Raw genomic sequence first — 21,787 nt, forward strand, 5'->3', positions numbered from 1 at the left:
GACCGGGCGCCAAGGCTGCCCGAAATCGTTCCAGAGTTGCTCGCCCCGATCAGTGCGTGTGCTCCGTTTTCAAAAAGTCCTTGAGCGGACTATAGCCAGCGGGTGGTAGTGCTTGATCCCTCTAAAGTGTGATTTGCAGCCGCCAACCACTCTGGAACAGTCCTTTCGCCAGTCCGACACACGTCGGCACGGCAAGGATGGCTGATTTTTCGATTTCACAAGCCAAGCGCTTGCTTGGTGGGTCTGGCGCGCCGGTTTCGGCGCGCCAGCAGACACTCAAAGTGTCGAAAGGAAGGTGCTGTTGTTGGCCTGCCATTCAGTGATGTCGAGGCGGATGCGCTTCTTGTCGAGCTTGCCGACACTGGTCTTGGGAATTTCGGTAACAAGGGCGATCTGACTGGGAATCGCCCACTTGCTCAGGTGCCCCAGCTCGACGAACGGCTTGAGGTGTTCCTTGAGCTCGCGTGCACCAATCACCTGCCCTTCGCGCACCACCAGCAAGGCAAACGGGCGCTCGCCCCACTGCGGATCGGCGATGCCCACCACTGCTACTTCGCGTACCGCCGCGTGACGGCTGATGAGGTCTTCGAGGTCGAGGGAGGAGATCCACTCGCCGCCGGTCTTGATCACGTCCTTGATGCGATCACGGATGTCGATCACGCCCATGCTGTCGAGCGTGGCGACGTCACCGGTGTGCAACCAGCCACCGGCCCAGAGCTCGGCGCCCTTCTGCGGCTCGTTGAAATAACCTTCGGTCAGCCATGGCGCGCGCAGCACCAGTTCGCCCTGGGTTTCGCCGTCGGCCGGAAGGAAATTGCCATCGCCGTCGACAATCGCCGCTTCGACCAACGGCCCTGGCACACCGGCCTTGATCCGGTAAGTGGTGCGCTCGTCTTCGCTGCCGGCCATCAGTTCGTCGTTGAGGTGCGCGCAGGACACCAGCGGCCCGGTTTCCGACATGCCGTACGCGGCCGTCAGCTGAATGCCACGGGCCTTGGCATTTTCATAAAGACTGCGATTGAGCGCGCTGCCGCCGATGACGATTTTCCAGCCGCCGAAGTCGGCACCCTGCGCGGCCTTGGCGTTGAGCAGCATCTGCAGGATGGTCGGCACGCAATGGGAAAAGGTGACCTTCTCCTTGCGCCACAACTCCACCAGATACTCCGGGTCGTAGCGCCCCGGATAAACCTGCTTGAGCCCGAGCATGGTCGCCACGTACGGCAACCCCCAGGCGTGGACGTGGAACATCGGCGTGATCGGCATGTACACATCGTTGGTGCCGAGCAGCCGCACGCTGTCGATCGAACCCATGATCGTCGCCACGCCGATGGTGTGCAGCACCAGTTGCCGATGGGTGAAATACACGCCTTTCGGATTGCCCGTGGTGCCGGTGGTGTAGAACGTGGTGGCCACCGAGTTTTCGTCGAAGTCCTGGAAATCGTATTGCGCACTCGCAGCGGCCAGCAGTTGCTCGTATTCGCCGACGAGGTTGGGCAGCTCTGCGGTTTTCTCCGGGAGATCGGTCAGCAGCAGGGTTTTCTCGACCGTGGTCAGCTGCGGCGCGATGGCCTGGTACAGACCGACGAACTCGCTGTTGACCAGCACGAAGCGGTCCTCGGCGTGGTTCATGGTGTAGAGGATCTGCTCGGGCGACAGGCGCACGTTGATGGTGTGAATCACCGCGCCGATCATCGGAATGGCGAACATGCATTCCAGGTAACGGTGGCTGTCCCAGTCCATCACCGCCACGGTGTCACCGGCCTTGACCCCGGCAGTCGTCAGCACATTGGCCAGCCGCGCGACGCGTTCGATCAGAGTTGGATAACTGTAGCGCAACTGGTCGCGGTAGATGATTTCGCGGGTTTTCTCGTAACGGGCGCCGGACATCAGCAGCCGTTTGATCAGCAATGGATACTGGTAGGCCCCATCGGCCGGCGGAATGACCCGAGTCTGCAACATAAGAATCCCTTTTCTGACTGCACGGTGTTGGCGGAGAGATTCGTACTCTAGTGCGCCTGCATGACAGTCAAATCAGCCAAAGGAATGATTTGCAGAGCCGTACAAATGCTAGCTTTGCGCCAGCATTTCGGGCCGAAGTTGAAGAAAACACGACCTGTGCGAGCGAGCCTGCTCGCGAAGGCGTCGGGTCAGTCGACATTTTTGTCGACTGGACTGGCGCTTTCGCGAGCAGGCTCGCTCACACAGGGATTGATGTGTTCCAGTTCTCAATGCATCTCGGTGAACGCGATTTTCACACCGAGAGCAATCAGCACCGCGCCCATGGTGCGGTCGAACCAGTGCCCCATGCGGGCGAAGCCGGCGCGCACGCGTTGTTGGCTGAACAGCATCGCCACCAGGCAGAACCAGATCGCCGTTGCCAGCGCCAGGTACACGCCATAACCGGCCTGCACCGCCAGCGGCGTGTGCGGGTTGATCACCACGGTGAACAGCGAGAGGAAAAACAGCGTGGCTTTCGGGTTCAGGCCGTTGGTGACGAAGCCCGAGGTGAACGCACCCCGCGCAGTTCGCACGCCGGCTTCCTTGTGCAAGTCATCGGTGACGGTTTTCGCCGGTTGCGCGCGCAAGGCCTTGAAGCCGATGTACAGCAAGTAAGCCGCTGCCGCCCACTTCAACGCATTGAACAGCACAATCGACTGCGAGACGATCAGACCGATGCCGAGCAACGAATAGCCGACATGCAGGAAAATCGCCGTGCCCACGCCCAGCGCGGTCCAGGTGCCGGCGCGACGCCCATGGGTCACGCTCTCGCGCACGACCACGGCAAAGTCCGGGCCGGGACTGGCGACGGCGAGCAAGTGGATCAGGGCAACGGTCAAGAACTCGGTCCAGTACATGGGGGCTCCTCTTGGATTGATCGATCACATCGTTGCCATGCTGTAGACGCAACTTTTGTGGGAGCGGGCTTGCTCGCGAATGCGGTGTCCCATTCAACCTTTGCATTGACTGACACACCGCCTTCGCGAGCAAGCCCGCTCCCACACGAGACGGCACTACTTCAGGGCTGAGTAACCAATTGTTTCATCTGGTAGGCTCGGCAGAGTACGCCCTCCGCTCACAGCACAAAAGGTACAGTTGATGACGAACACGCGCCGCGCGGTATTCCTTGATCATCCTTCGCTGGATCTAGGCGATCTGGACCTCGGTCCGTTGCGCGAATGCTTCAGCGACTTGCAGCTGTTCGCCCAGACTCTGCCGGAACAGGTCAGCGAACGCCTGCACGGCGCCAGTGTGGCGATCACCAACAAAGTCGTGATCGACGCGGCCGCGATGGCTGCCAACCCGCAACTGAAACTGATCCTGATCAGCGCCACCGGCACCAACAATGTCGACCTCACTGCCGCCCGCGCCCACAGCATCACCGTGTGCAATTGCCAGGCTTACGGCACGCCGTCGGTGGCGCAACACACGATCATGCTGTTGCTCAACCTCGCCACGCGCCTGGCCGACTATCAGAAAGCTGTGGGCGAAGGCCGCTGGCAACAGGCGAAACAGTTCTGCCTGCTCGATTACCCGATCGTCGAACTGCAAGGCAAAACCCTTGGCCTGCTCGGCCATGGCGAGCTCGGTGGCGCCGTGGCGCGACTGGCCGAGGCGTTCGGCATGCGCGTGTTGCTCGGGCAGATTCCCGGGCGCCCGGCGCGGCCGGATCGTTTGCCGCTGAATGAACTGCTGCCGCAGATCGACGCGCTGACCCTGCATTGCCCGCTCAACGAGCACACCCGGCATTTCATCGGTGCCCGCGAATTGGCCTCAATGAAGCCCGGCGCATTTGTGGTCAATACCGCTCGCGGCGGCCTGATCGATGAGCAGGCGTTGGCCGACGCTCTGCGTATCGGCCACCTCGGCGGCGCGGCGACCGATGTGTTGAGTGTCGAGCCACCGACCCAAGGCAATCCGCTACTTGCGGCCGATATCCCGCGCCTGATCGTCACCCCGCACAATGCCTGGGGCAGCCGCGAGGCGCGCCAGCGTATCGTCGCCCAACTGAGCGAAAACGCCGAAGCGTTTTTAGCGGTGAGGCGCTGCGGGTCGTCAGTTGATAAACTGCGGCACTTTTTTCAAGGAGCAGTTATGGATCCGCGCAGTGAAGTACTGCTTCGTCAGGCCGAGTTATTCCAGGGTTCGCTGCTGTTGGCCGGCCTGCCCGCCGATGATTTGCTCGGGCGTCTGCCGAATGCGTTCGGCTGGTGCTGGCACGCTGGCGACCAAGCCGCACTGGACGCGCGTTTCGAGGGCCGCAGCCAGTTCGGCGTGAATGTCCCGGAGCGCGAGTTTGACAGCGCTGTGGTGTTCCTGCCCAAGTCCAAGGACCTCACCGATTACATCCTCAACGCCGTGGCGTCGCGTCTGGCCGGGCGCGAGGTGTTTCTGGTCGGGGAAAAACGCAGCGGCATCGAAGGCGCGTCGAAACAGCTCAACCCGTTCGGCAAGCCGCGCAAACTCGACAGCGCTCGCCACTGTCAGCTCTGGCAAGTCACCGTGGCCAATGCGCCTGAAGCGAAATCGCTGGAAAGCCTGGCGCAGACGTACGAACTGCCGCTGGCCGAAGGGCCGTTGAAGGTCATCAGCTTGCCAGGCGTGTTCAGCCACGGTCGTCTGGATCGCGGCAGCGCCCTGCTGCTGGAGCATCTGGACAAACTGCCGAGCGGCCATCTGCTTGATTTCGGTTGCGGTGCCGGCGTGCTCGGGGCTGCGGTGAAACGTCGCTATCCGCACAATCAGGTGACCTTGCTCGATGTCGACGCATTCGCTGCCGCCAGCAGCCGCCTGACCCTTGCTGCCAACGGCCTGGAAGCGGAAGTACTGACCGGCGATGGCATCGATGCCGCACCGATGGGTTTGAGCGCGATTCTGAGCAATCCGCCTTTCCATGTCGGCGTGCATACCGATTATTTCGCTACGGAGAGTTTGCTGCGAAAAGCGGCGAAACATCTGAAAAACGGTGGCGAACTGCGCCTTGTGGCGAACAGCTTCCTCAAGTATCAGCCGCTGATCGAGGAGCACCTAGGCGTGTGTGCGATCAAAGCCGAAGGCAACGGCTTCCGGATTTACCGGGCCAAGCGCGGTTGAAAATTTGTTCTTGCCCAATCGGATTTGCCTAGGCAGAATCCGCTCCGTCCTAGGGAGTAGTCTCCCACGAGCGCCATGCTCGTCCGGCATACGTCAACATACTTGATCCTCAGATCATGGCGTATGCGACCCAAGCGTCCGCACCAGACGGATCGCAGGGTTTGACAAGACCTATGACACGCACACCTTACCCGGGGCGGGAAGGCTGTACGTGTCATAGCCGTGTCGACCCGCCCCTTAGGAAAACCCTGATGCTGGACTCGTTACTCGTTCCCACCGCAATCGTTGCCTTGGCCGAAATCGGCGACAAGACGCAACTGCTCGCGCTGATTCTCGCCGCTCGCTTTCGCAAACCCTGGCCGATCATTGCCGGGATTGTCGCCGCGACCCTGGCCAACCACGCAGCAGCCGGTGCGGTAGGCGCCTGGTTCGGCAGTTTCTTCTCCGACGCCGTCCTGCACTGGATCCTCGCCGCCAGCTTCGCCGCCACGGCGCTGTGGACCCTGGTCCCGGACAAAATGGATGACGACGAAGCCAGCACGGCGCGCAAGTTCGGGCCGTTCCTGACCACGCTGATCGCGTTCTTCCTCGCGGAAATCGGCGACAAGACGCAGATCGCCACGGTGATGCTCGCCGCGCAATATCCGGAACTGTGGCTGGTGATTATCGGCACCACCGTGGGCATGCTGATTGCCAACGTGCCGGTGGTCCTGGCGGGTAACTTTGCCGCAGAGAAACTGCCGCTGACCCTGATCCGCCGCCTCGCGGCTTCGGCGTTCATGATTCTGGCGATTGTTGCGGTTTATAAAGCGATGCAGAGCAGCGGCTGGGTTTAACCCCGTCTACTGAACTACCCAAAACCTGTGGTGAGGGGATTTGAAGGATCGTTCCCACGCTCTGCGTGGGAACGATCATTGGCTCAGGACTTCGGGGCTTTTTCGTACAGCGGCATCACCTTCGGAATCGCTGCCTGCAACGCAGCAATGCGGCTGCTCGATGCCGGGTGAGTGCTCATGAATTCCGGCGGCGCGCCTTCGGAAGCCTTGCTCATCTTGTCCCATAGAGTGATCGCTGCGTTCGGGTTGTAGCCGGCGCGGGCGGCCAGTTCCAGGCCGATCAGGTCGGCTTCGTTTTCGTTGGCGCGGCTGTTGGGCAAGGTCATGCCGTAGTTGGCCACGGTGTCGGCCAGCGCCAGGCTGTCCTGACCCAAGCCGAACAAGGCACCGGCGCCCTGCTTGGCCATTTCCATACCATAGGCCTTGGACATCGCTTCACGACCGTGCTCGCGCAGGGCGTGGGCAATTTCATGGCCCATGACCGCAGCGATTTCGTCGTCGGTGAGTTTCAGGCTGTCGATCAGCCCGGTATAGAAAATGATCTTGCCGCCGGGACCGCAGTTGGCGTTGAGCTCATCGCTCTTGATCAGATTGACTTCCCATTGCCACTGCGCCGCGTCCGGGCGGAAGGTCGGCGCCTGGGCGATCAAGCGGTTGGCGATGGTCTGCACGCGCTTGGCTTCCGGGCTGGTCTTGTCCAGCACACCCTTGCTCGACGCCTCGCCGACAGTCTTCTGATACGACTGCGCGTACATCTGGTCGACCTCTTGCGAGGACAGCATGCTGAACATGTACTGCTTGCGCTCCACGCCCACAGCGCCGCCGCTGGTGGTGTTGACCGACTGACAACCGGCCAGCAACAGCGCTGCGCTCAGTGCACTTGTAACCAATGTCTTGTTCATTCAAAAGCTCCCTGAAAACCTGAGGCGTATCCTAGGCGGCTAATTGTATTGGCGCCAGATACAACGCACATTCACCTAAGGCCGCAAGACTGGCTGGAAATTCCTCAACGCGCATTGAATCCGCCGTGCACCGATCCATCAGCGACATCGCGCGGCGATTCCGACCAACGTCTCTCATGGCCCCGCACACCCCGCCGATAAATCCCTCGCAGATAGTCCTCTTGCGTGCGGAGCTCCCATGAAGTTCAAGTCGATCCAGTTTTCCGTCGCCGCCCTGGCCGGCGCCATCGTTCTCAGCGTGGTCGCGGCGCTGGTGCTGTACGCGCTGTTCTCCGGCGCTCGCACTCAAGAGATGGTGCAACAGCGCACCCAGGCGCAGTTCGAGCAAGTCATCGAGCAGCGCCTGACTTCGCTGGCGCAGACGCAGGTCAGCCAGATCCAGCGCGAACTCGAAGCGCCGCTGCTAATTGCCGGCGGTCTGGTGCGCGTCAACGCCCTGCTCGGCACAAACGGCGCGGATGGCCAGCCGCGCCTGAGCGTCAGCCGCGAGCAACTGATCAGCCTGATCAAGGAAAACGTCGAAAAAACCCGAAGATTCTCGGCACCTACATTGGCTGGGAAAAAACGCGCTGGACCACAATGACGCGGCTTACGTCGGCAGCTCTGTGGTCGGTATCGATCCTGCCAACGGGCGCTTTTTGCCGTGGTGGTTCCGCAATACCGACGGCAGCCTGGGCGTGGACAAACTGGCCGATGTCGACGATCAGAAAACCCTGTCCACCGGGGTGCGCGCCAGCGAGTACTACCTGTGCTCGAAAGAGACGAAGAAACCTTGTGTGATCGACCCGGCACCGTACAAGGTCGGCGACAAGATCGTCATGCTCGCCTCGTTCATCGAACCGATCATGGTCAACGGCGCGTTTCAGGGCATCGTCGGCGCCGACCTCTCGGTGAACTTCATTCAGGACATGCTCCTCGCCGCCAACCAGAAGCTTTACAGCGGCGCCGGTGAAATGGCGCTGGTCGGCGGCAACGGTCGGATCGTTGCCTACACCAAGGATTCGAGCAAATTCGGTGAAAAAGTCAGCGACATCCTCGACGCCGAACAGACCAGCAACCTGGCCAACCTCAAGCGCGACGAGGTGACTTATTCGGTCAATCAGGCCAAGGGCCGCATCGAGTTGTACCTGCCGTTCGGCATCGGCCAGACCGACGCACGCTGGACGCTGATGCTGCAATTGCCGCTCAACGCGGTCATGGCCGATCTGCAAAACCTCCAGGCCGATCTTGATGCCCAGCGCAAATCCGACACCTTCGGCATGGCCATGGTCGGCCTGGTCATCGCCGGCATCGGCCTGCTGGTGATCTGGCTGGTGGGCCACGGCATCGCGCGGCCACTCAAGCAAATGGTCGCCATGCTCGATGACATCGCTCAGGGCGAAGGCGACCTGACCCGGCGTTTGAGCAGTGACCGCAGCGATGAACTGGGCTCGATTGCCAAGGGCTTCAACACCTTCCTCGCCAAGTTGCAGGCGATGATCACCCAGGTGGTGACCTCGGTGCAGAGCGTCAGCGATTCCTCGGAACACACCGCTGACATCGCCATCCGCACCAACATCGGCGTGCAGAAACAAATGGCCGAGATCGATCAGGTAGCGACTGCGGTGCAGGAAATGACAGCCACCGCCCAGGACGTGGCACGCAACGCCACCCAGGCGGCGCAAGCGGCAAGCCACGCCGATCAGGCCGCCAGCCAAGGCATGCAAATCGTCCGCGACACATCCAATTCAATTGGCGTGCTGGCGGTGGAAATCGGCAAGGCTGTCGACGTGGTGCAGACGCTGGCCAAGGACAGCGAAAACATCAACGCCATTCTTACCGCCATTCGTGGCATCGCCGAACAGACCAACCTGCTGGCACTGAACGCCGCGATCGAGGCCGCGCGGGCCGGCGAGCAGGGTCGCGGTTTTGCCGTGGTTGCGGACGAAGTGCGCAATCTGGCGCAGAAAACCCAGAAGGCCACTGAAGAAATCCAGAGCATGATCCAGCAGTTGCAACAGGGCACCCGCGACGTAGTGCGTGTGATGGAAGACAGCCAGAACCGCACCGACGAAAGCGTGCAACACGCGGCAAAAGCGGCCGAAGCGCTGGAGACCATTACCCAGGCGGTGTCGGTGATCAACGACATGAACACGCAGATTGCCAGCGCGGCGGAAGAGCAAAGCGCAGTGGCCGACGACATCAACCGCAATGTGATCAACATCGGTCAGGTGGCGAATGAAGTGGCCGGCGGTGCGGATGAATCGAGTTCGGCGAGCGCCGGGCTGACCAAACTGGCCGAGCAGCAGCGGCGGTTGATCAATCAGTTCAAGGTTTGATCTTTAGATCCTCTTCGCGAGCAGGCTCGCTCCCACAGTTGGATTGCATTCACATGTGGGAGCGAGCCTGCTCGCGAATATGCCGGCACAGATCACTCATCAAGCCGGGGTGAGGCACTCCGGCCCATTCAACTTCGGATCATTCACCAGATTCGCCAGCACCCGCTCACGCAGCGCTGCCGGCTCACTGGCGAGCAAACCCTGCAAGACATGCAGCGGCGTCTCGGGATCGAGCCATGCCGCCTGCCCCGCCTCATCAAGAATCAATGGCCGCCGCTGGCTCGCCGCAGACTGAGTGATCACTGCCGTGCTCAGCCAGACCTGCTCCTGCACCGGATACGCTTCCCAGATCGCGGCGAAAAACAACGACGAGCCCTCCCCGGCGTCAACCAATACGGCCGCTTGCGCTGGGTGCCGCGCCATTCGTAGAAACCGTTGGCTGGCAGCAGGCAGCGGCGCAGACGCAGCGCCTCACGAAACATCGGTTGCTCGGCCACGGTTTCGGCACGGGCATGGGCCGGGGTTTTCGACAGATCGGTCAGCCACGGCGGCGTCAGGCCCCAGCGCGCACGGGCCAAGGTGCGTTGGCCGTCTCCGTCGGCACGCAGCATCAACACCGAATCATTGGGGAAATGTTCCACTGCGCCTGCTGATCGGCGGGAAAACCTGGCAGGGCCGCGAAATCGCGGTTCCAGCGAAACAGGGCATAACGTCCACACATGGGGCAACACAACTCTGAATAAAACCAACGTCAGCCTAACAGACCAGCGTCCCGGGGAAGCTTTCCGGTTCGTCGCCGGGCAGTGGCAGCGCGGCATTGTACGCGGTGATCAGCTCGCGGGCGTATTCGGCCTGATCGTTATCCACCGACAACCCGAGCAGTCCGAAAATCGGCAGTTCGCCCGTGCCGCCGACCAGATCACGGCCGATCAAGTGCGCTTCGATCCCTTCATTGGCGAGCATGCCCTTGAGCATTTCGCCTTCCATCAGGCTTGCCGGCTCGTAGATACGCTGCATACGCGGCCCTCACTCGTTTTCGCTGAAGACTTCAAGATGCCACTCTTCTTCGTGCACCTGCAGGACAAAGGTGATCGGACGACAGCACACCTGGCAGTCTTCGATATACGTTTGATCCCCACCGGACAAATCCAGAGTGGTCTCGACTTCCTCACCGCAATACGGACATTCATACACTGCATTTTCCAGCATCGCGGTCTCCCCAGTGACTTGTGCGTATAATCGCCGGTCTATTTGCAGGGCTATTTTTGTCTGACTACTTTTCAGACCATGCCCTGCGGGTTTTCGATCAAACCCTTTACTTACCCTAGCCGTTTCCAACAAGAGAGCATGATGGGCGAATTCGATGCCATCCGACCTTACGACGACAGCGAAGTACCTGCGGTACTGGCAAGGCTGCTCGGCGACAAGGCGTTTCTAGATATCCTCACCCACTTCCGCTTCCCGCGTTTTGCCGGTGCCTTCGGCTGGATGCTCAAACCTCTTATAGCCCATCGGCTGCGTCGTGAGTTTGCCGACGTGAATTCCGTGGCTACCTTACAGGACAAAGTCGAGTTCTACGTCGACCACACCATCGAGCGCGCCACCGACGGCGTGACCTATACCGGTGTCGAGCAATTCAAGTCCGGCAGCGCCTACCTGTTCATCGCCAACCACCGCGATATCGTCATGGACCCGGCCTTCGTCAACTACGCCGTGTACCATGCTGGCCTGCCGACGCCGCGCATCGCGATTGGCGACAACCTGCTGCAAAAGCCGTTTGTCAGTGACCTGATGCGCTTGAACAAGAGCTTCATCGTCCACCGTTCGATCACCGGCCGGCGCGAGAAAATGGCTGCGTATCAGCTGTTATCGGCATACATCAACCACTCGATCCGCAACGATTGCGCGTCGATCTGGATTGCTCAGGCGGAAGGCCGGGCGAAGGATGGCGATGATCGTACCGAGTCGGCGATCCTCAAGATGTTCCATATGAGCCGCAAGGACGAGCCGTTCGGCGAAGTGATCCGCTCGCTGAACGTCACCCCGGTGTCGATCAGCTATGAATACGACCCGTGCGACCAGGCCAAGGCCCGCGAGCTGTACATCCGCGCCACCACCGGCACCTACGCCAAGGCGCCGGGCGAGGATGACGTGAGCATTGCCAAGGGTATCACCGGCTACAAAGGCCGGGTGCACGTGAACTTCGCCGCGCCGATCACCGAGGTGTTTGAAGACACCAAGCAATTGGCGATCGAGATGGACAAGCAGATTCTCGGCGGCTACCGGTTGTTCCCGGTGCATTACCTGGCGTACGCGCAATGGGCGGATGCCGACCCGCAACTGAATGTGCCGAAGGCGGCCGAAGTGTTCCCGGCTGACGAACTGGCCAAGGCGCAGGATGAATGGCAAAGCAGACTGGATGCCTGCCCCGCTGAGCATCGCCCGTACCTGGTGCTGCAATATGCGACGCCGGTGCGCAATCAGTATCGGGTCAAGGCTGGGTTGCCGCTGTAGGCAACAGCGGTGGCGAGGGATTTATCCCCGCTGGACTGCGCAGCAGGCCCTGTTTTTCTCAGGTAAAAACTTGGGAGCGCTGCGCACTCCAACGGGGATAAATCCTCTCACCACAGGGTTTGCTTTTGCTTTTAAAAGCGGGTGCTGATCCAGGAGACGATCAGGGCCAGCCCCAGGCAAGCAAAACCAAAACGATAGAAAAACCGGTTCATGCGCAACGTCGCCCAATCGAGGATCGGCTCGGCATTCGGCTGCGCCTGACGCTGTGCCGCCAGGCTGGCCTGCGCGCGCTGCTCACGGCGGCGGGTCGCGTGCAGCAACCAACTGCCCGGAAAGGCCAGGAGCAAGGCCAGCAGATTGATCAATTTGGCGGGATGGGCGGTAAACAGCGTCATCAAGTGCAGCGACATCACAGACCTCGAACTTAACCGGTGTGGCAGACGCCAGACCGACGACCGCGGCGCGGATTCTACCCAAACCCTGACGCCCTGCCCCAGCCTTTGCGACAAATAACCTGAGAATCGACCGATGGCTGCCCTGTGTCATGGCATCGTCACGTGGATGCTTCACCCTGCGCGCCTCGAAACCCGAATGGAATGCGACATGCTGCACGCGGAAAACCAGGATCGCCTGTACCTCATCACCCCTTATGACGACCAGCAAAGCCTGGTCGGCAGCCTCGCCTTCAACGTGCAGGACCGGCACTGGCTGGTGTATTGCGCGCTGGGCGGGCATCAGCATGCGGATTTGCCTGAGACCGACTTGCTGACCGGCGTGAGCGTGCTCGATTTTTATTCCCAGGCTGCTTGAAGCACCGCAGATCCCCCTGTGGGAGCGAGCCTGCTCGCGAATGCATTGGGTCAGTCAACATTGCTTCGAATGAGCCAGCGCTTTCGCGAGCAGGCTCGCTCCCACAGGTTTCTGCGGTATTCAAAACATGCGGCCACAAAAAGCCCGTGCTCATCGCTGGCCCCGGGCTTTTTCACATTCGCTGCAAACTTACTCAGCGAGCACCTGACCCACAGTCGGGTCCTTGAACAGACGCGTCAGTGCGTCACTCAATACATCGCTGACCAGTTTGGTGTTGGTTTCCTGATTCGGCGCCATGCCGAAGCGCTGGTCCAGCGAAGCGCCATAACGGCCGCTGTAACGGCGGTTGGCGTTCTGCACGTCGGAACGGAAGGTCGCGCCGATGGTGGCCTCAGTCACGTACATGCCTTCTTTCGGCGACTGATATTTCAACTCGGCAAGGGTCACGGTCAGTTGCGGCGCGTTGGGTGCGCTGGTGGTCGGGGTGAAGCCGAGCAGGCGCACCGCGGCTTCGGCCTGGGCCTGCAGCTTGGGCAGGATCTGCTCGCGCTGCACGGTGATGGCGCTGGTTTCCGGGTACAGGCCGCCACGGGTGCCGAGGGTTGGCGACGGACGACCGTCGACCACACGCACGATGACCGGCTGCCCGCGACCGACCGCTGGCAGTTGCGTGGTCAGCTTCGGCTCCGGATTCAGTTGTTGCGGGCTGTGGGCGCAGCCGGCGAGGGTCAAACCGGCGACAGTGATCAAACCGAACAACAGGCGTTGCAACATGCTCTTCTCTCCAGAATCAGGCACAAACAGGCCGGCAGTATAGCGGTGGGCCACTGCGCGTAACCAGCGCCGCACAGTGAATACTGAAATGTCTGACAAACCACGCCGAAAGCGGTTCCTGTCACACATTCTTCACCGTCCATACACCCTGGCGTCATGGCTCGCCGACAAGCTTCAAAGCAGTCCTCTTTCAAGGAACTCTGCCATGCGTTATCTGATCTCGCTGTTCGCCCCACGCCCGCTGCATCGTAGCTTCGCCCTGCTCGACCGCAACGGCCATTGCCAGGCGTTCAAGCAGTGCAGCCTGCAACCGATGGGCGACGGCTGGGTGGAAATCGAAGAAATCCGCCTGACCTGGTTGAACCAGCCGCTGCCCGCCAGCGCCCGGGTCGTACCGCGACAAATGCGCGCACGCGGTCAGGTGCAGTTGAGCATCTGACCGGATGCCTAAGAAAAGTCATTAAACACGAGCAACTGCGCGCATTTCTTCGCTACAATCTCCCCCGATTATAAGGACGTCTCCTGATCGGGCCCCGCAACAGCGTCAATGCGCATGCATCGACATCAAAATCGCCCACAGAGAGCCGCCCACACAGATCGAGTGAAGTTGGCGCGCTTGCCTGTTCTTCCGGCAAAAACCCGCTTTTCGCGAATCTGCAGAGCTGTCAATCGCTCGGCCACCGCGTTGTTTCGCCCTTGCGGGCAGGTGCCAGGCCAAGGCAGCCCTTTTTGAGGTTCACGTCTTCAAAAGAGCGTGAAAAAAACGGGTTTTCACAACTTCACAAGAGTGTGGCGAGCAAATGAATAGTTTTGCGTCTGAACATGCACCATTAGCGTCTGAAACAGCCCAACGACACAGGACCGGGTACACCTCGAACATCGGAGCCTGAAGCCTGTCCGCTACGGATTTGGTTGCACGAAAACGGATGACTCGACCATAAGTCGAATTGCCAGCCCTGCGTGAAAATGCGTTCATGGAACGCTTGAAACCAGGCCGCACGCATCCGTCGAAGTTGCGAAAAATTGCGAAGATCCGGACATGGCCAACCTGACCACGGATAGCCCGGGCCCACTGACCTGCCCTGGAACGCCTGGCAGCCATGCCGACAATTTGGTGCTGCAGATTTGGGAGACGCGTTAAATGGCGCATAACGAAGCAGTCGACGTAGTTCTGGTAGGGGCCGGCATCATGAGTGCCACCCTGGCCGTACTGCTCAAAGAGCTCGACCCCGCGATCAAGCTGGAAGTCGTCGAGCTGATGGATTCCGGTGCTGCCGAGAGTTCCAATCCGTGGAACAACGCCGGTACCGGTCACGCCGGCCTGTGCGAGCTGAACTACACGCCGCAGGCCGCCGACGGCAGCGTCGACATCAAGAAAGCCGTGCACATCAACACCCAGTTCGAGGTGTCGAAACAGTTCTGGTCGTATCTGACCAAAAAGGGCACGTTCGGCTCGAGCAAATCCTTCATCAGCCCGGTGCCGCACCTGAGTTTCGTTCAGGGCGAGAGCGGCGTGTCGTTCCTCAAGGAACGCTTCAATGTCCTGAGCAAGCACCACGCATTTGCCGACATGGAGTACACCGAAGACAAGGGCAAGATGGCCGAGTGGATGCCGCTGATGATGCCGGGCCGCTCGCCCGACGAAGTCCTCGCCGCCACCCGCGTGATGAACGGCACCGACGTCAACTTCGGCGCCCTGACCAATCAGTTGCTCAAGCACCTGAGCAGTGCCCCGGACACCCAGGTCAAATACTGCAAACGCGTGACCGGCCTCAAGCGTAACGGCGCCGGCTGGACCGTCAGCATCAAGGACGTCAACAACGGCAACACGCGCGAAGTCGACGCCAAATTCGTCTTCCTCGGTGCCGGTGGCGCGGCACTGCCGTTGCTGCAGGCTTCGGGCATCGAAGAAAGCAAAGGCTTCGGCGGCTTCCCGATCAGCGGCCAGTGGCTGCGTTGCGACAACCCGGAAGTGGTCAAGCAGCATCAGGCCAAGGTCTACAGCCAGGCCGCTGTGGGTTCGCCACCGATGTCGGTGCCACACCTCGACACTCGCGTCGTCGACGGCAAGAAATCCCTGCTGTTCGGGCCGTACGCCGGTTTCACCACCAAGTTTCTCAAGCACGGCTCCTTCATGGACCTGCCGATGTCGGTGCGCGCCGGCAACATCGGGCCGATGCTGGCGGTGGCGAAAAACAACATGGACCTGACCAAGTACCTGGTCAGCGAAGTGATGCAGTCGATGGAACAGCGCCTGGAATCCCTGCGCCGTTTCTACCCGCAGGCGAAAGCCGAAGACTGGCGCCTGGAAGTGGCCGGCCAACGGGTGCAGATCATCAAGAAGGACCCGAAAAAGGGCGGCATCCTGCAGTTCGGTACCGAACTGGTCGCGGCGAAAGACGGCTCCCTTGCTGCTCTGCTAGGCGCTTCGCCAGGCGCGTCGGTGACCGTTTCGATCATGCTCGAGCTGATCGAGAAGTGCTTCCCGGCCAAGGCGTCGGGCGAGTGGGCAAGCAAACTGGCGGAAATCTTCCCGGCCCGCGAGAAGGTTCTGGAAACCGATGCTGCGCTGTATCGCAAGATCAACACGCAGAACAACATCGCCCTGGAACTGGTTGAAGAAAGCAGCGAGACGCCAAGCTTTGCTTGATCGCGCCGCATGAAAAAACGCCCCGTTCGGGGCGTTTTTTTGCCTGCGATCTTTTGATCCTAGCCGCGAGCCTTCTCGATCAATTCGATGTACTCAGCGGCGTTACGCTGATCCTTGATCAGTTCAACAAAAGTCCTGCCCTGCTCATCCTTGCCATCGACGTCATAACCGGCTTCGACGAAGAAACCCAGAAAGCGCTCAAAGTCATCGATACGCAAACCTCGATAAGCCTTGATCAGTTTGTGCAGCGACGGCGAAGTGGCGTCGACCGGCTCAAAATCGAGGAACAGCTTGATCTGCTCATCGCCGATCTCGTCACCAATCACTTGTTTCTTATCTTTACGCATTGCCGACTCCAGCTCGCAGACATGACACGGGGCGGGCAGTTTACCCCTGCCCGACCGCCCGGCTCAACGCGGACGAATCGCCCCGGTGTGCAAATCGGCCCAGATATGGCCGTTGGCATAACTGAGGAACTGCACATACACCGTGTCATTGCGCAGCAGATCCATCACCACGCGGTATTGAGCGAGCGGATAGAACAGCGTCAGGGTTTTGCTCTTGTCGTCGTAGGCCGGTTTTTTCAGGCTTTTGCTCTCACCGTCGAAACTCACCAGCACCTGAGAAATGCTCGCACCTTTGTTCAGCGACTTGCCTTTGAGGCGGATCAACAAGGATGAAGTGACCGGAATCGGCTGTTGATTGGACTGGCGCTGCGCACCGACCACCACCGAATACTCACCGACCTGCAGCAGTTGCTGTTGCTCGGGTTCAGCATCACGCAGGGTCAGATCGTCCGGCGGCAGGAATTGGCTGTGCATCGGCGCGGCGGACAGGGGCAGGCTGAGGGACAGCAACAGGGCGGCGAGGCTGCGGATCAAGAGGCGCATGACAGGCTCCGGGAGGCGGGGCCGAGCACTCTAGCATGGGTAACGCGGATGGATCAGCACACACAAAAACACTGTGGGAGCGAGCTTGCTCGCGAAGGCGGACTGACATTCAAAACAGATGTCGACCGATACACCGCTTTCGCGAGCAAGCTCGCTCCCACATTTAGATTGAGGCGCGGATTACATGCCTTTAACGGCGTAAATCCCGTTGGCATTGCGCCAGTAGCCTTTGTAATCCATGCCATAGCCGAAGATGTAACGGTCAATGCACGGCAGGCCGACGAAATCGGCTTTCAGATCAGGACGTGCCTTGCGGTCGTGGTCCTTGTCGATCAGCACGGCGGTATGCACCTTGCGCGCGCCGGCGTGTTTGCAGAAGTCGATGATCGCGCCCAGGGTGTGACCTTCATCGAGGATGTCGTCGATGATCAGCACGTCGCGGTCGATGAACGAGACTTCCGGCTTGGCTTTCCAGAACAGGTCGCCGCCGCTGGTTTCGTTGCGATAACGGGTCGCGTGCAGGTAGGACGCTTCCAGCGGGAATTGCAGATGCGTCAGCAATTTGCCGGAGAAGATCAGGCCGCCGTTCATCACGCAGAACACCACCGGATTGCTGTCAGCCAGTTGTTCGTTGATTTGTGCACCGACGCGGGCGATGGCCGCTTCGACTTCAGACTCGGTGTACAGGCAGTCAGCCTCTCGCATGATTTGACGGATATGCTCGAGATCAGCGGACATGGCGCTCTCCAAGGGGTTGGCGGAATTGGAAAAGCGGGCAAAGGTACGCATCCCGCGAGGTCGAATCAAGCTCTTATGGACTAACGTACAGAATGTCCTATAGGACATCACCCTCGGATAGATTAATCTAGGCCGGTTTTTTTGCCCGCCGCCGGAGCCTTTCCCATGCCCATCCTCGAGATCCGCCATCCGCTGATCCGTCATAAACTCGGCCTGATGCGCCGCGCTGACATCAGCACCAAGAATTTCCGCGAGCTCGCTCAGGAAGTCGGCGCCCTGTTGACCTATGAAGCTACAAAAGATCTGCCGCTCGAATCCTACGACATTGCCGGTTGGTGCGGCACCGTGTCAGTGGAGAAGATCGCCGGCAAGAAGATCACCGTCGTGCCGATCCTGCGTGCCGGTATCGGCATGCTCGAAGGCGTGCTCAGCCTGATCCCGGGCGCCAAGGTCTCCGCTGTGGGCGTTGCCCGCAACGAAGAAACCCTGCAAGCGCACACCTATCTGGAAAAACTGGTACCGGAAATCGATGAGCGCCTGGCGATGATCATCGACCCGATGCTCGCCACCGGCAGCTCCATGGTTGCCACCATCGACCTGCTGAAAAAGGCCGGGTGCCGCGACATCCGCGCGATGGTCCTGGTCGCCGCGCCGGAAGGCATTGCTGCCGTCGAACAGGCGCACCCGGACGTGACCATCTATACCGCGTCCATCGATGAGCGCTTGAACGAGCACGGCTACATCATTCCTGGGCTTGGCGACGCCGGTGACAAGATCTTCGGCACCAAGCAGAAGGACGCGTAACCATGCAGCAAGAGTTCAACGATCCGCTCTGGCGCACGGTGCTGTCCGGCGCGCAGATGCTGTTCGTGGCTTTCGGCGCCCTGGTGCTGATGCCACTGATCACGGGCCTGGACCCGAACGTGGCACTGTTTACCGCAGGTCTGGGGACAATCCTGTTTCAGATCGTCACTGGGCGTCAGGTGCCGGTGTTTCTGGCGTCGAGCTTCGCCTTCATCACGCCGATCATTCTCGCCAAGGGCCAGTTCGGCCTTGCCGCGACCATGGGCGGGGTGATGGCGGCCGGTTTCGTCTACACCTTCCTTGGCCTTGCCGTGAAGATCAAAGGCACCGGCTTCATTGACCGTTTGCTGCCGCCCGTAGTGATCGGTCCGGTGATCATCTCCATCGGCCTGGCCATGGCGCCGATTGCCGCGAACATGGCGATGGGCAAGGCCGGTGACGGCACCGAGCTGATCCACTATCAGACGGCGATGATGATTTCCATGCCGGCGCTGCTGACCACGTTGATCGTGGCGGTATTCGGCAAGGGCATCTTCCGTCTGGTGCCGATTATTTCCGGCGTGCTGGTGGGTTTTGCCATGTCGTTCTATTTCGGCGTGGTCGACACGGCGAAGATTGCTGCGGCGCCTTGGTTCGCCCTGCCGCATTTCACCGCGCCGGAGTTCAACTGGCAGGCGATTCTGTTCATCGTTCCGGTGGCACTGGCCCCGGCGATCGAGCACATCGGCGGCGTGATTGCCGTGGGTAGCGTGACCGGTCGCGATTACCTGAAAAAGCCGGGCCTGCATCGCACCCTGCTCGGTGACGGCATCGCCACCACCGCCGCCGGCCTGTTCGGCGGCCCGCCCAACACCACTTACGCTGAAGTGACCGGCGCGGTGATGCTGACCAAGAACTACAACCCGAAAATCATGACCTGGGCGGCGATCTTCGCCATCACTCTGGCGTTCATCGGCAAGTTCGGCGCGCTGCTGCAGAGCATTCCGGTGCCGGTGATGGGCGGGATTCTGTGCCTGTTGTTCGGTTCGATTGCAGCGGTGGGTATGAACACTCTGATCCGTCACAAGATCGACCTAGGCGAGGCGCGCAATTTGGTCATCGTCTCGGTGACGCTGGTGTTCGGCATCGGCGGCGTGCTGGTCGGCACCGGCACCGGCCCTGATGACTTCGGCCTCAAAGGCATCGCGCTGTGCGCGGTGGTGGCGATTGCGCTGAACCTGATCCTGCCGGGCAATGACGGCTGGAAGCAGAAGAAGGCGGATGAGCCGCTGATTTAACCCCCGCAATGATCGTTCCCACGCTCCGCGTGGGAATGCCTCAAGGGACGCTCCGCGTCCAGTGGCGCGGAGCGTCACGGGCTGCATTCCCACGCAGAGCGTGGGAACGATCACTGTGTGAGCGAGCTTGCTCAGAGGGCCAGCGGCGCTCGTTCGCAGAGCGTGGCCAACGCCTTGGCCCATTGCGGGTCGTCGTTCAGGCACGGCACCAGCAGCAACTCCTCGCCCCCGCTTCGCGGAACTGTTCCTTGCCGCGATCGCCGATCTCTTCCAGCGTCTCGATGCAATCGGCGACGAACGCCGGGCACATCACCAGAATCTTTTTCACCCCGCTTTTGGCCAGTTCATCCAGCCGCGCTTCGGTATACGGCTCGATCCATTTCGCCCGGCCCAGGCGCGACTGAAACGACACCGACCATTTGCCGTCCGCCAGCCCCATGGTTTTAGCGAAGGCGGCGGCGGTACGGAAACACTGCGCGCGATAACAAGTCGCCAATACCGCCGGCGAGGCGGTCTGGCAGCAATCGGCGCCCTTGAGGCAGTGATTGCCCGTCGGGTCGAGTTTGCTCAGATGCCGCTCAGGCAAGCCGTGAAAGCTCAGCAGCAGATGATCGTAATCCTGCTGCAGATGCGGACGCGCACTGGCGGCCAGTGCTTCGATGTATTCCGGCTGATCATAGAACGGTTGCAGGATCGACAACTGCACGTCGAGTTTCTTCTCGCGTAGCACGCGTCGGGCTTCTTCGATCACCGTGGTCGTGGTGCTGTCGGCGAACTGCGGGTACAGCGGCGCCAGCGTGATCTTCTTATGTCCCGCTTTGACCAGACGCAGCAGACAGGTTTCGATCGACGGCTCGCCATAACGCATCGCCAGATCCACCGGGCCGTGTTTCCAAGTGCGGGTCATCTGCTCCTGCAAGCGGCGGCTGATTACCACCAGCGGCGAGCCCTCTTCCCACCAGATCGAGGCATAGGCATGTGCCGATTGTTCGGGACGCTTGATCAGGATCAGCGACACCAGCAACCGCCGCAGCGGCCATGGCAGGTCGATCACGTAGGGATCCATCAGAAATTGATTGAGGTAGCTGCGCACATCGGCCACCGAGGTGGAGGCCGGAGAGCCCAGATTGACCAGAAGCAAAGCGTGATCGGTCATGCAACGTCCTATTTCAGAGGCGGCTGGAGAGGTCATCCAGGGCCGCGCGTAAATCCGTAAAGCGGAAGCTGAAGCCCGCTTCCAGCAAGCGTGCCGGCGTCGCGCGCTGGCCGCCGAGCAATAACAGTGACAGCTCGCCGAGCATGACTTTCAGCGCCAGGGTCGGCATCGGCATGAACGCCGGGCGGTGCAATACACTGCCCAGGGTCTTGGCAAATTCGCGGTTGCGCACAGGTTTCGGCGCGCAGGCATTATAAGGACCGCAGGCCTGATTCCGGTGCAGAAGAAAATCAATCAGGGCGATTTGATCGTCGATGTGAATCCACGGCATCCACTGCCGACCATTGCCCAAAGGCCCGCCCAGCCCGAGTTTGAACGGCAGCAGCAGGCGCGACAAAAGCCGCCCTCGGCCGACAGCACCAGACCGGTTCGCACCAGCACCACGCGAATGCCGAGGTTCTCGGCACGCAAAGCGGTTTCTTCCCAGGCGATGCACAACTGACTGGCGAAATCGTCGATGCCGGGCGGCGACTCTTCGGTCAATTCGCGCTCGCCACCGTCGCCATACCAACCGATCGCCGAGCCGGAAATCAGCAGCGACGGTTTCTGCACGCGAGTTTCCAGCCACACCAGCAGCGTTTCCGTCAGGGTGATGCGACTGCTCCACAGCAACGCCTTGCGTCGATGGGTCCAGGGACGGTCGGCAATCGGCGCACCGGCGAGATTGACGATCGCATCCAGCGGCTCGTCGCCGAGGTCCTCCAGACGGGCTATCCCGCGCACCTGCGCGCCGCAGATCTGCGCGACTTTTTCCGCGCGGCGACTCCACACCGTCAGGCGATGGCCCTGCTCCAGCCAGTGCCGGCAGAGCTGACGTCCGATCAAACCAGTACCGCCGGTCAGCAATATGTGCATGACATCTTCCTCGCGTGGCGTTTAACCCGGATCACTAGTCTATTTTTATAGG

Annotated in this window: 18 protein-coding genes and 5 pseudogenes; 10 read left to right on the top strand and 13 right to left on the bottom strand. The window is 60.6% G+C overall.

Going from position 1 to position 21,787, the window contains the following annotated elements; genetic code table 11:
- Positions 1-276: 276 nt before the first annotated feature.
- On the bottom strand, positions 277-1,959 hold the full coding sequence (locus tag LJU32_27200) for a fatty acid--CoA ligase (GenBank protein WKV88925.1): 1,683 nt from the start codon (positions 1,957-1,959) through the stop codon (positions 277-279).
- A gap of 266 nt (positions 1,960-2,225) precedes the next feature.
- Positions 2,226-2,855 carry a LysE family transporter gene (locus LJU32_27205; protein WKV88926.1) on the bottom strand — a complete coding sequence of 210 codons (630 nt, stop codon included), beginning with the start codon at positions 2,853-2,855 and terminating at the stop codon, positions 2,226-2,228.
- A 241-nt stretch (positions 2,856-3,096) separates the two neighbouring features.
- Here LJU32_27205 and LJU32_27210 point away from each other — a divergent pair.
- From LJU32_27210 to LJU32_27220, 3 genes and pseudogenes are all read left to right on the top strand, one after another.
- A pseudogene (locus LJU32_27210) lies at positions 3,097-4,029 on the top strand (2-hydroxyacid dehydrogenase).
- Positions 4,030-4,092: 63 nt separating this feature from the next.
- Positions 4,093-5,091: a class I SAM-dependent methyltransferase gene (locus tag LJU32_27215; GenBank protein ID WKV91218.1), complete on the top strand. Its 999-nt coding sequence runs from the start codon at positions 4,093-4,095 to the stop codon at positions 5,089-5,091.
- 251 nt (positions 5,092-5,342) lie between these two features.
- Positions 5,343-5,927: a TMEM165/GDT1 family protein gene (locus LJU32_27220; protein WKV88927.1), complete on the top strand. Its 585-nt coding sequence runs from the start codon at positions 5,343-5,345 to the stop codon at positions 5,925-5,927.
- Positions 5,928-6,010: 83 nt separating this feature from the next.
- Here the strand turns inward: LJU32_27220 and LJU32_27225 are convergent, their stop codons facing one another.
- Positions 6,011-6,829: a M48 family metallopeptidase gene (locus LJU32_27225; GenBank protein ID WKV88928.1), complete on the bottom strand. Its 819-nt coding sequence runs from the start codon at positions 6,827-6,829 to the stop codon at positions 6,011-6,013.
- Between the two features lie 238 nt (positions 6,830-7,067).
- Between LJU32_27225 and LJU32_27230 the strand changes: the two are divergent.
- Positions 7,068-9,207, top strand: a pseudogene (locus LJU32_27230) (methyl-accepting chemotaxis protein).
- Positions 9,208-9,306: 99 nt separating this feature from the next.
- On the opposite strand, the pseudogene LJU32_27235 reads toward LJU32_27230, so the two are convergent.
- From LJU32_27235 to LJU32_27245, 3 genes and pseudogenes are all read right to left on the bottom strand, one after another.
- Positions 9,307-9,928 (bottom strand): annotated as a pseudogene (locus LJU32_27235) (SOS response-associated peptidase).
- Positions 9,929-9,963: 35 nt separating this feature from the next.
- On the bottom strand, positions 9,964-10,224 hold the full coding sequence (locus LJU32_27240) for a DUF2007 domain-containing protein (GenBank protein ID WKV88929.1): 261 nt from the start codon (positions 10,222-10,224) through the stop codon (positions 9,964-9,966).
- A gap of 9 nt (positions 10,225-10,233) precedes the next feature.
- Positions 10,234-10,416 (bottom strand): CPXCG motif-containing cysteine-rich protein, encoded by a 183-nt coding sequence (locus tag LJU32_27245; protein ID WKV88930.1) that lies wholly within the window; start codon positions 10,414-10,416, stop codon positions 10,234-10,236.
- Positions 10,417-10,557: 141 nt separating this feature from the next.
- Here LJU32_27245 and LJU32_27250 point away from each other — a divergent pair, with 141 nt between their 5' ends.
- Positions 10,558-11,721: a 1-acyl-sn-glycerol-3-phosphate acyltransferase gene (locus tag LJU32_27250; protein WKV88931.1), complete on the top strand. Its 1,164-nt coding sequence runs from the start codon at positions 10,558-10,560 to the stop codon at positions 11,719-11,721.
- A gap of 131 nt (positions 11,722-11,852) precedes the next feature.
- On the opposite strand, the gene LJU32_27255 is transcribed toward LJU32_27250, so the two are convergent.
- Positions 11,853-12,131, bottom strand: a complete 279-nt coding sequence (locus LJU32_27255; protein WKV88932.1) for a hypothetical protein — start codon at positions 12,129-12,131, stop codon at positions 11,853-11,855.
- Between the two features lie 193 nt (positions 12,132-12,324).
- Between LJU32_27255 and LJU32_27260 the strand changes: the two genes are divergently transcribed.
- Positions 12,325-12,531 carry a hypothetical protein gene (locus tag LJU32_27260; protein WKV88933.1) on the top strand — a complete coding sequence of 69 codons (207 nt, stop codon included), beginning with the start codon at positions 12,325-12,327 and terminating at the stop codon, positions 12,529-12,531.
- A gap of 189 nt (positions 12,532-12,720) precedes the next feature.
- Here the strand turns inward: LJU32_27260 and LJU32_27265 are convergent, their stop codons facing one another.
- Positions 12,721-13,305, bottom strand: a complete 585-nt coding sequence (locus LJU32_27265) for a YajG family lipoprotein (protein ID WKV88934.1) — start codon at positions 13,303-13,305, stop codon at positions 12,721-12,723.
- 205 nt (positions 13,306-13,510) lie between these two features.
- On the opposite strand from LJU32_27265, the gene LJU32_27270 reads away from it, so the two are divergent.
- Both LJU32_27270 and mqo read left to right on the top strand, forming a co-directional pair.
- The gene (locus tag LJU32_27270) at positions 13,511-13,744 is read left to right on the top strand and encodes a hypothetical protein (GenBank protein WKV88935.1); all 234 of its coding nucleotides are present in this window, start codon (positions 13,511-13,513) and stop codon (positions 13,742-13,744) included.
- Positions 13,745-14,446: 702 nt separating this feature from the next.
- The gene (mqo, locus tag LJU32_27275) at positions 14,447-15,955 is read left to right on the top strand and encodes a malate dehydrogenase (quinone) (GenBank protein WKV88936.1); all 1,509 of its coding nucleotides are present in this window, start codon (positions 14,447-14,449) and stop codon (positions 15,953-15,955) included.
- A 59-nt stretch (positions 15,956-16,014) separates the two neighbouring features.
- On the opposite strand, the gene LJU32_27280 is transcribed toward mqo, so the two are convergent.
- The 3 genes from LJU32_27280 to LJU32_27290 form a co-directional block, all read right to left on the bottom strand.
- Positions 16,015-16,302 carry a PA4642 family protein gene (locus LJU32_27280; protein WKV88937.1) on the bottom strand — a complete coding sequence of 96 codons (288 nt, stop codon included), beginning with the start codon at positions 16,300-16,302 and terminating at the stop codon, positions 16,015-16,017.
- Between the two features lie 63 nt (positions 16,303-16,365).
- Positions 16,366-16,845, bottom strand: a complete 480-nt coding sequence (locus LJU32_27285; GenBank protein WKV88938.1) for a hypothetical protein — start codon at positions 16,843-16,845, stop codon at positions 16,366-16,368.
- 180 nt (positions 16,846-17,025) lie between these two features.
- A complete protein-coding gene (locus LJU32_27290) occupies positions 17,026-17,583 on the bottom strand; it encodes a hypoxanthine-guanine phosphoribosyltransferase (protein ID WKV88939.1) in 558 nt (185 codons plus the stop codon).
- Positions 17,584-17,748: 165 nt separating this feature from the next.
- Between LJU32_27290 and upp the strand changes: the two genes are divergently transcribed.
- Together upp and LJU32_27300 are read left to right on the top strand one after the other, a co-directional pair.
- Entirely contained in the window at positions 17,749-18,387 is a 639-nt protein-coding gene (gene upp, locus LJU32_27295; GenBank protein ID WKV88940.1) for a uracil phosphoribosyltransferase, read from the top strand.
- Between the two features lie 2 nt (positions 18,388-18,389).
- Positions 18,390-19,664 carry a uracil-xanthine permease family protein gene (locus LJU32_27300; protein WKV88941.1) on the top strand — a complete coding sequence of 425 codons (1,275 nt, stop codon included), beginning with the start codon at positions 18,390-18,392 and terminating at the stop codon, positions 19,662-19,664.
- Positions 19,665-19,795: 131 nt separating this feature from the next.
- On the opposite strand, the pseudogene hemH reads toward LJU32_27300, so the two are convergent.
- Together hemH and LJU32_27310 are read right to left on the bottom strand one after the other, a co-directional pair.
- Positions 19,796-20,820, bottom strand: a pseudogene (gene hemH / locus LJU32_27305) (ferrochelatase).
- A gap of 13 nt (positions 20,821-20,833) precedes the next feature.
- Positions 20,834-21,735: pseudogene (locus tag LJU32_27310) on the bottom strand (TIGR01777 family oxidoreductase).
- Positions 21,736-21,787 lie beyond the last annotated feature (52 nt).

The sequence above is a fragment of the Pseudomonas sp. B21_DOA genome (assembly GCA_030544685.1).
Taxonomy (GTDB): domain Bacteria; phylum Pseudomonadota; class Gammaproteobacteria; order Pseudomonadales; family Pseudomonadaceae; genus Aquipseudomonas; species Aquipseudomonas fluorescens_AO.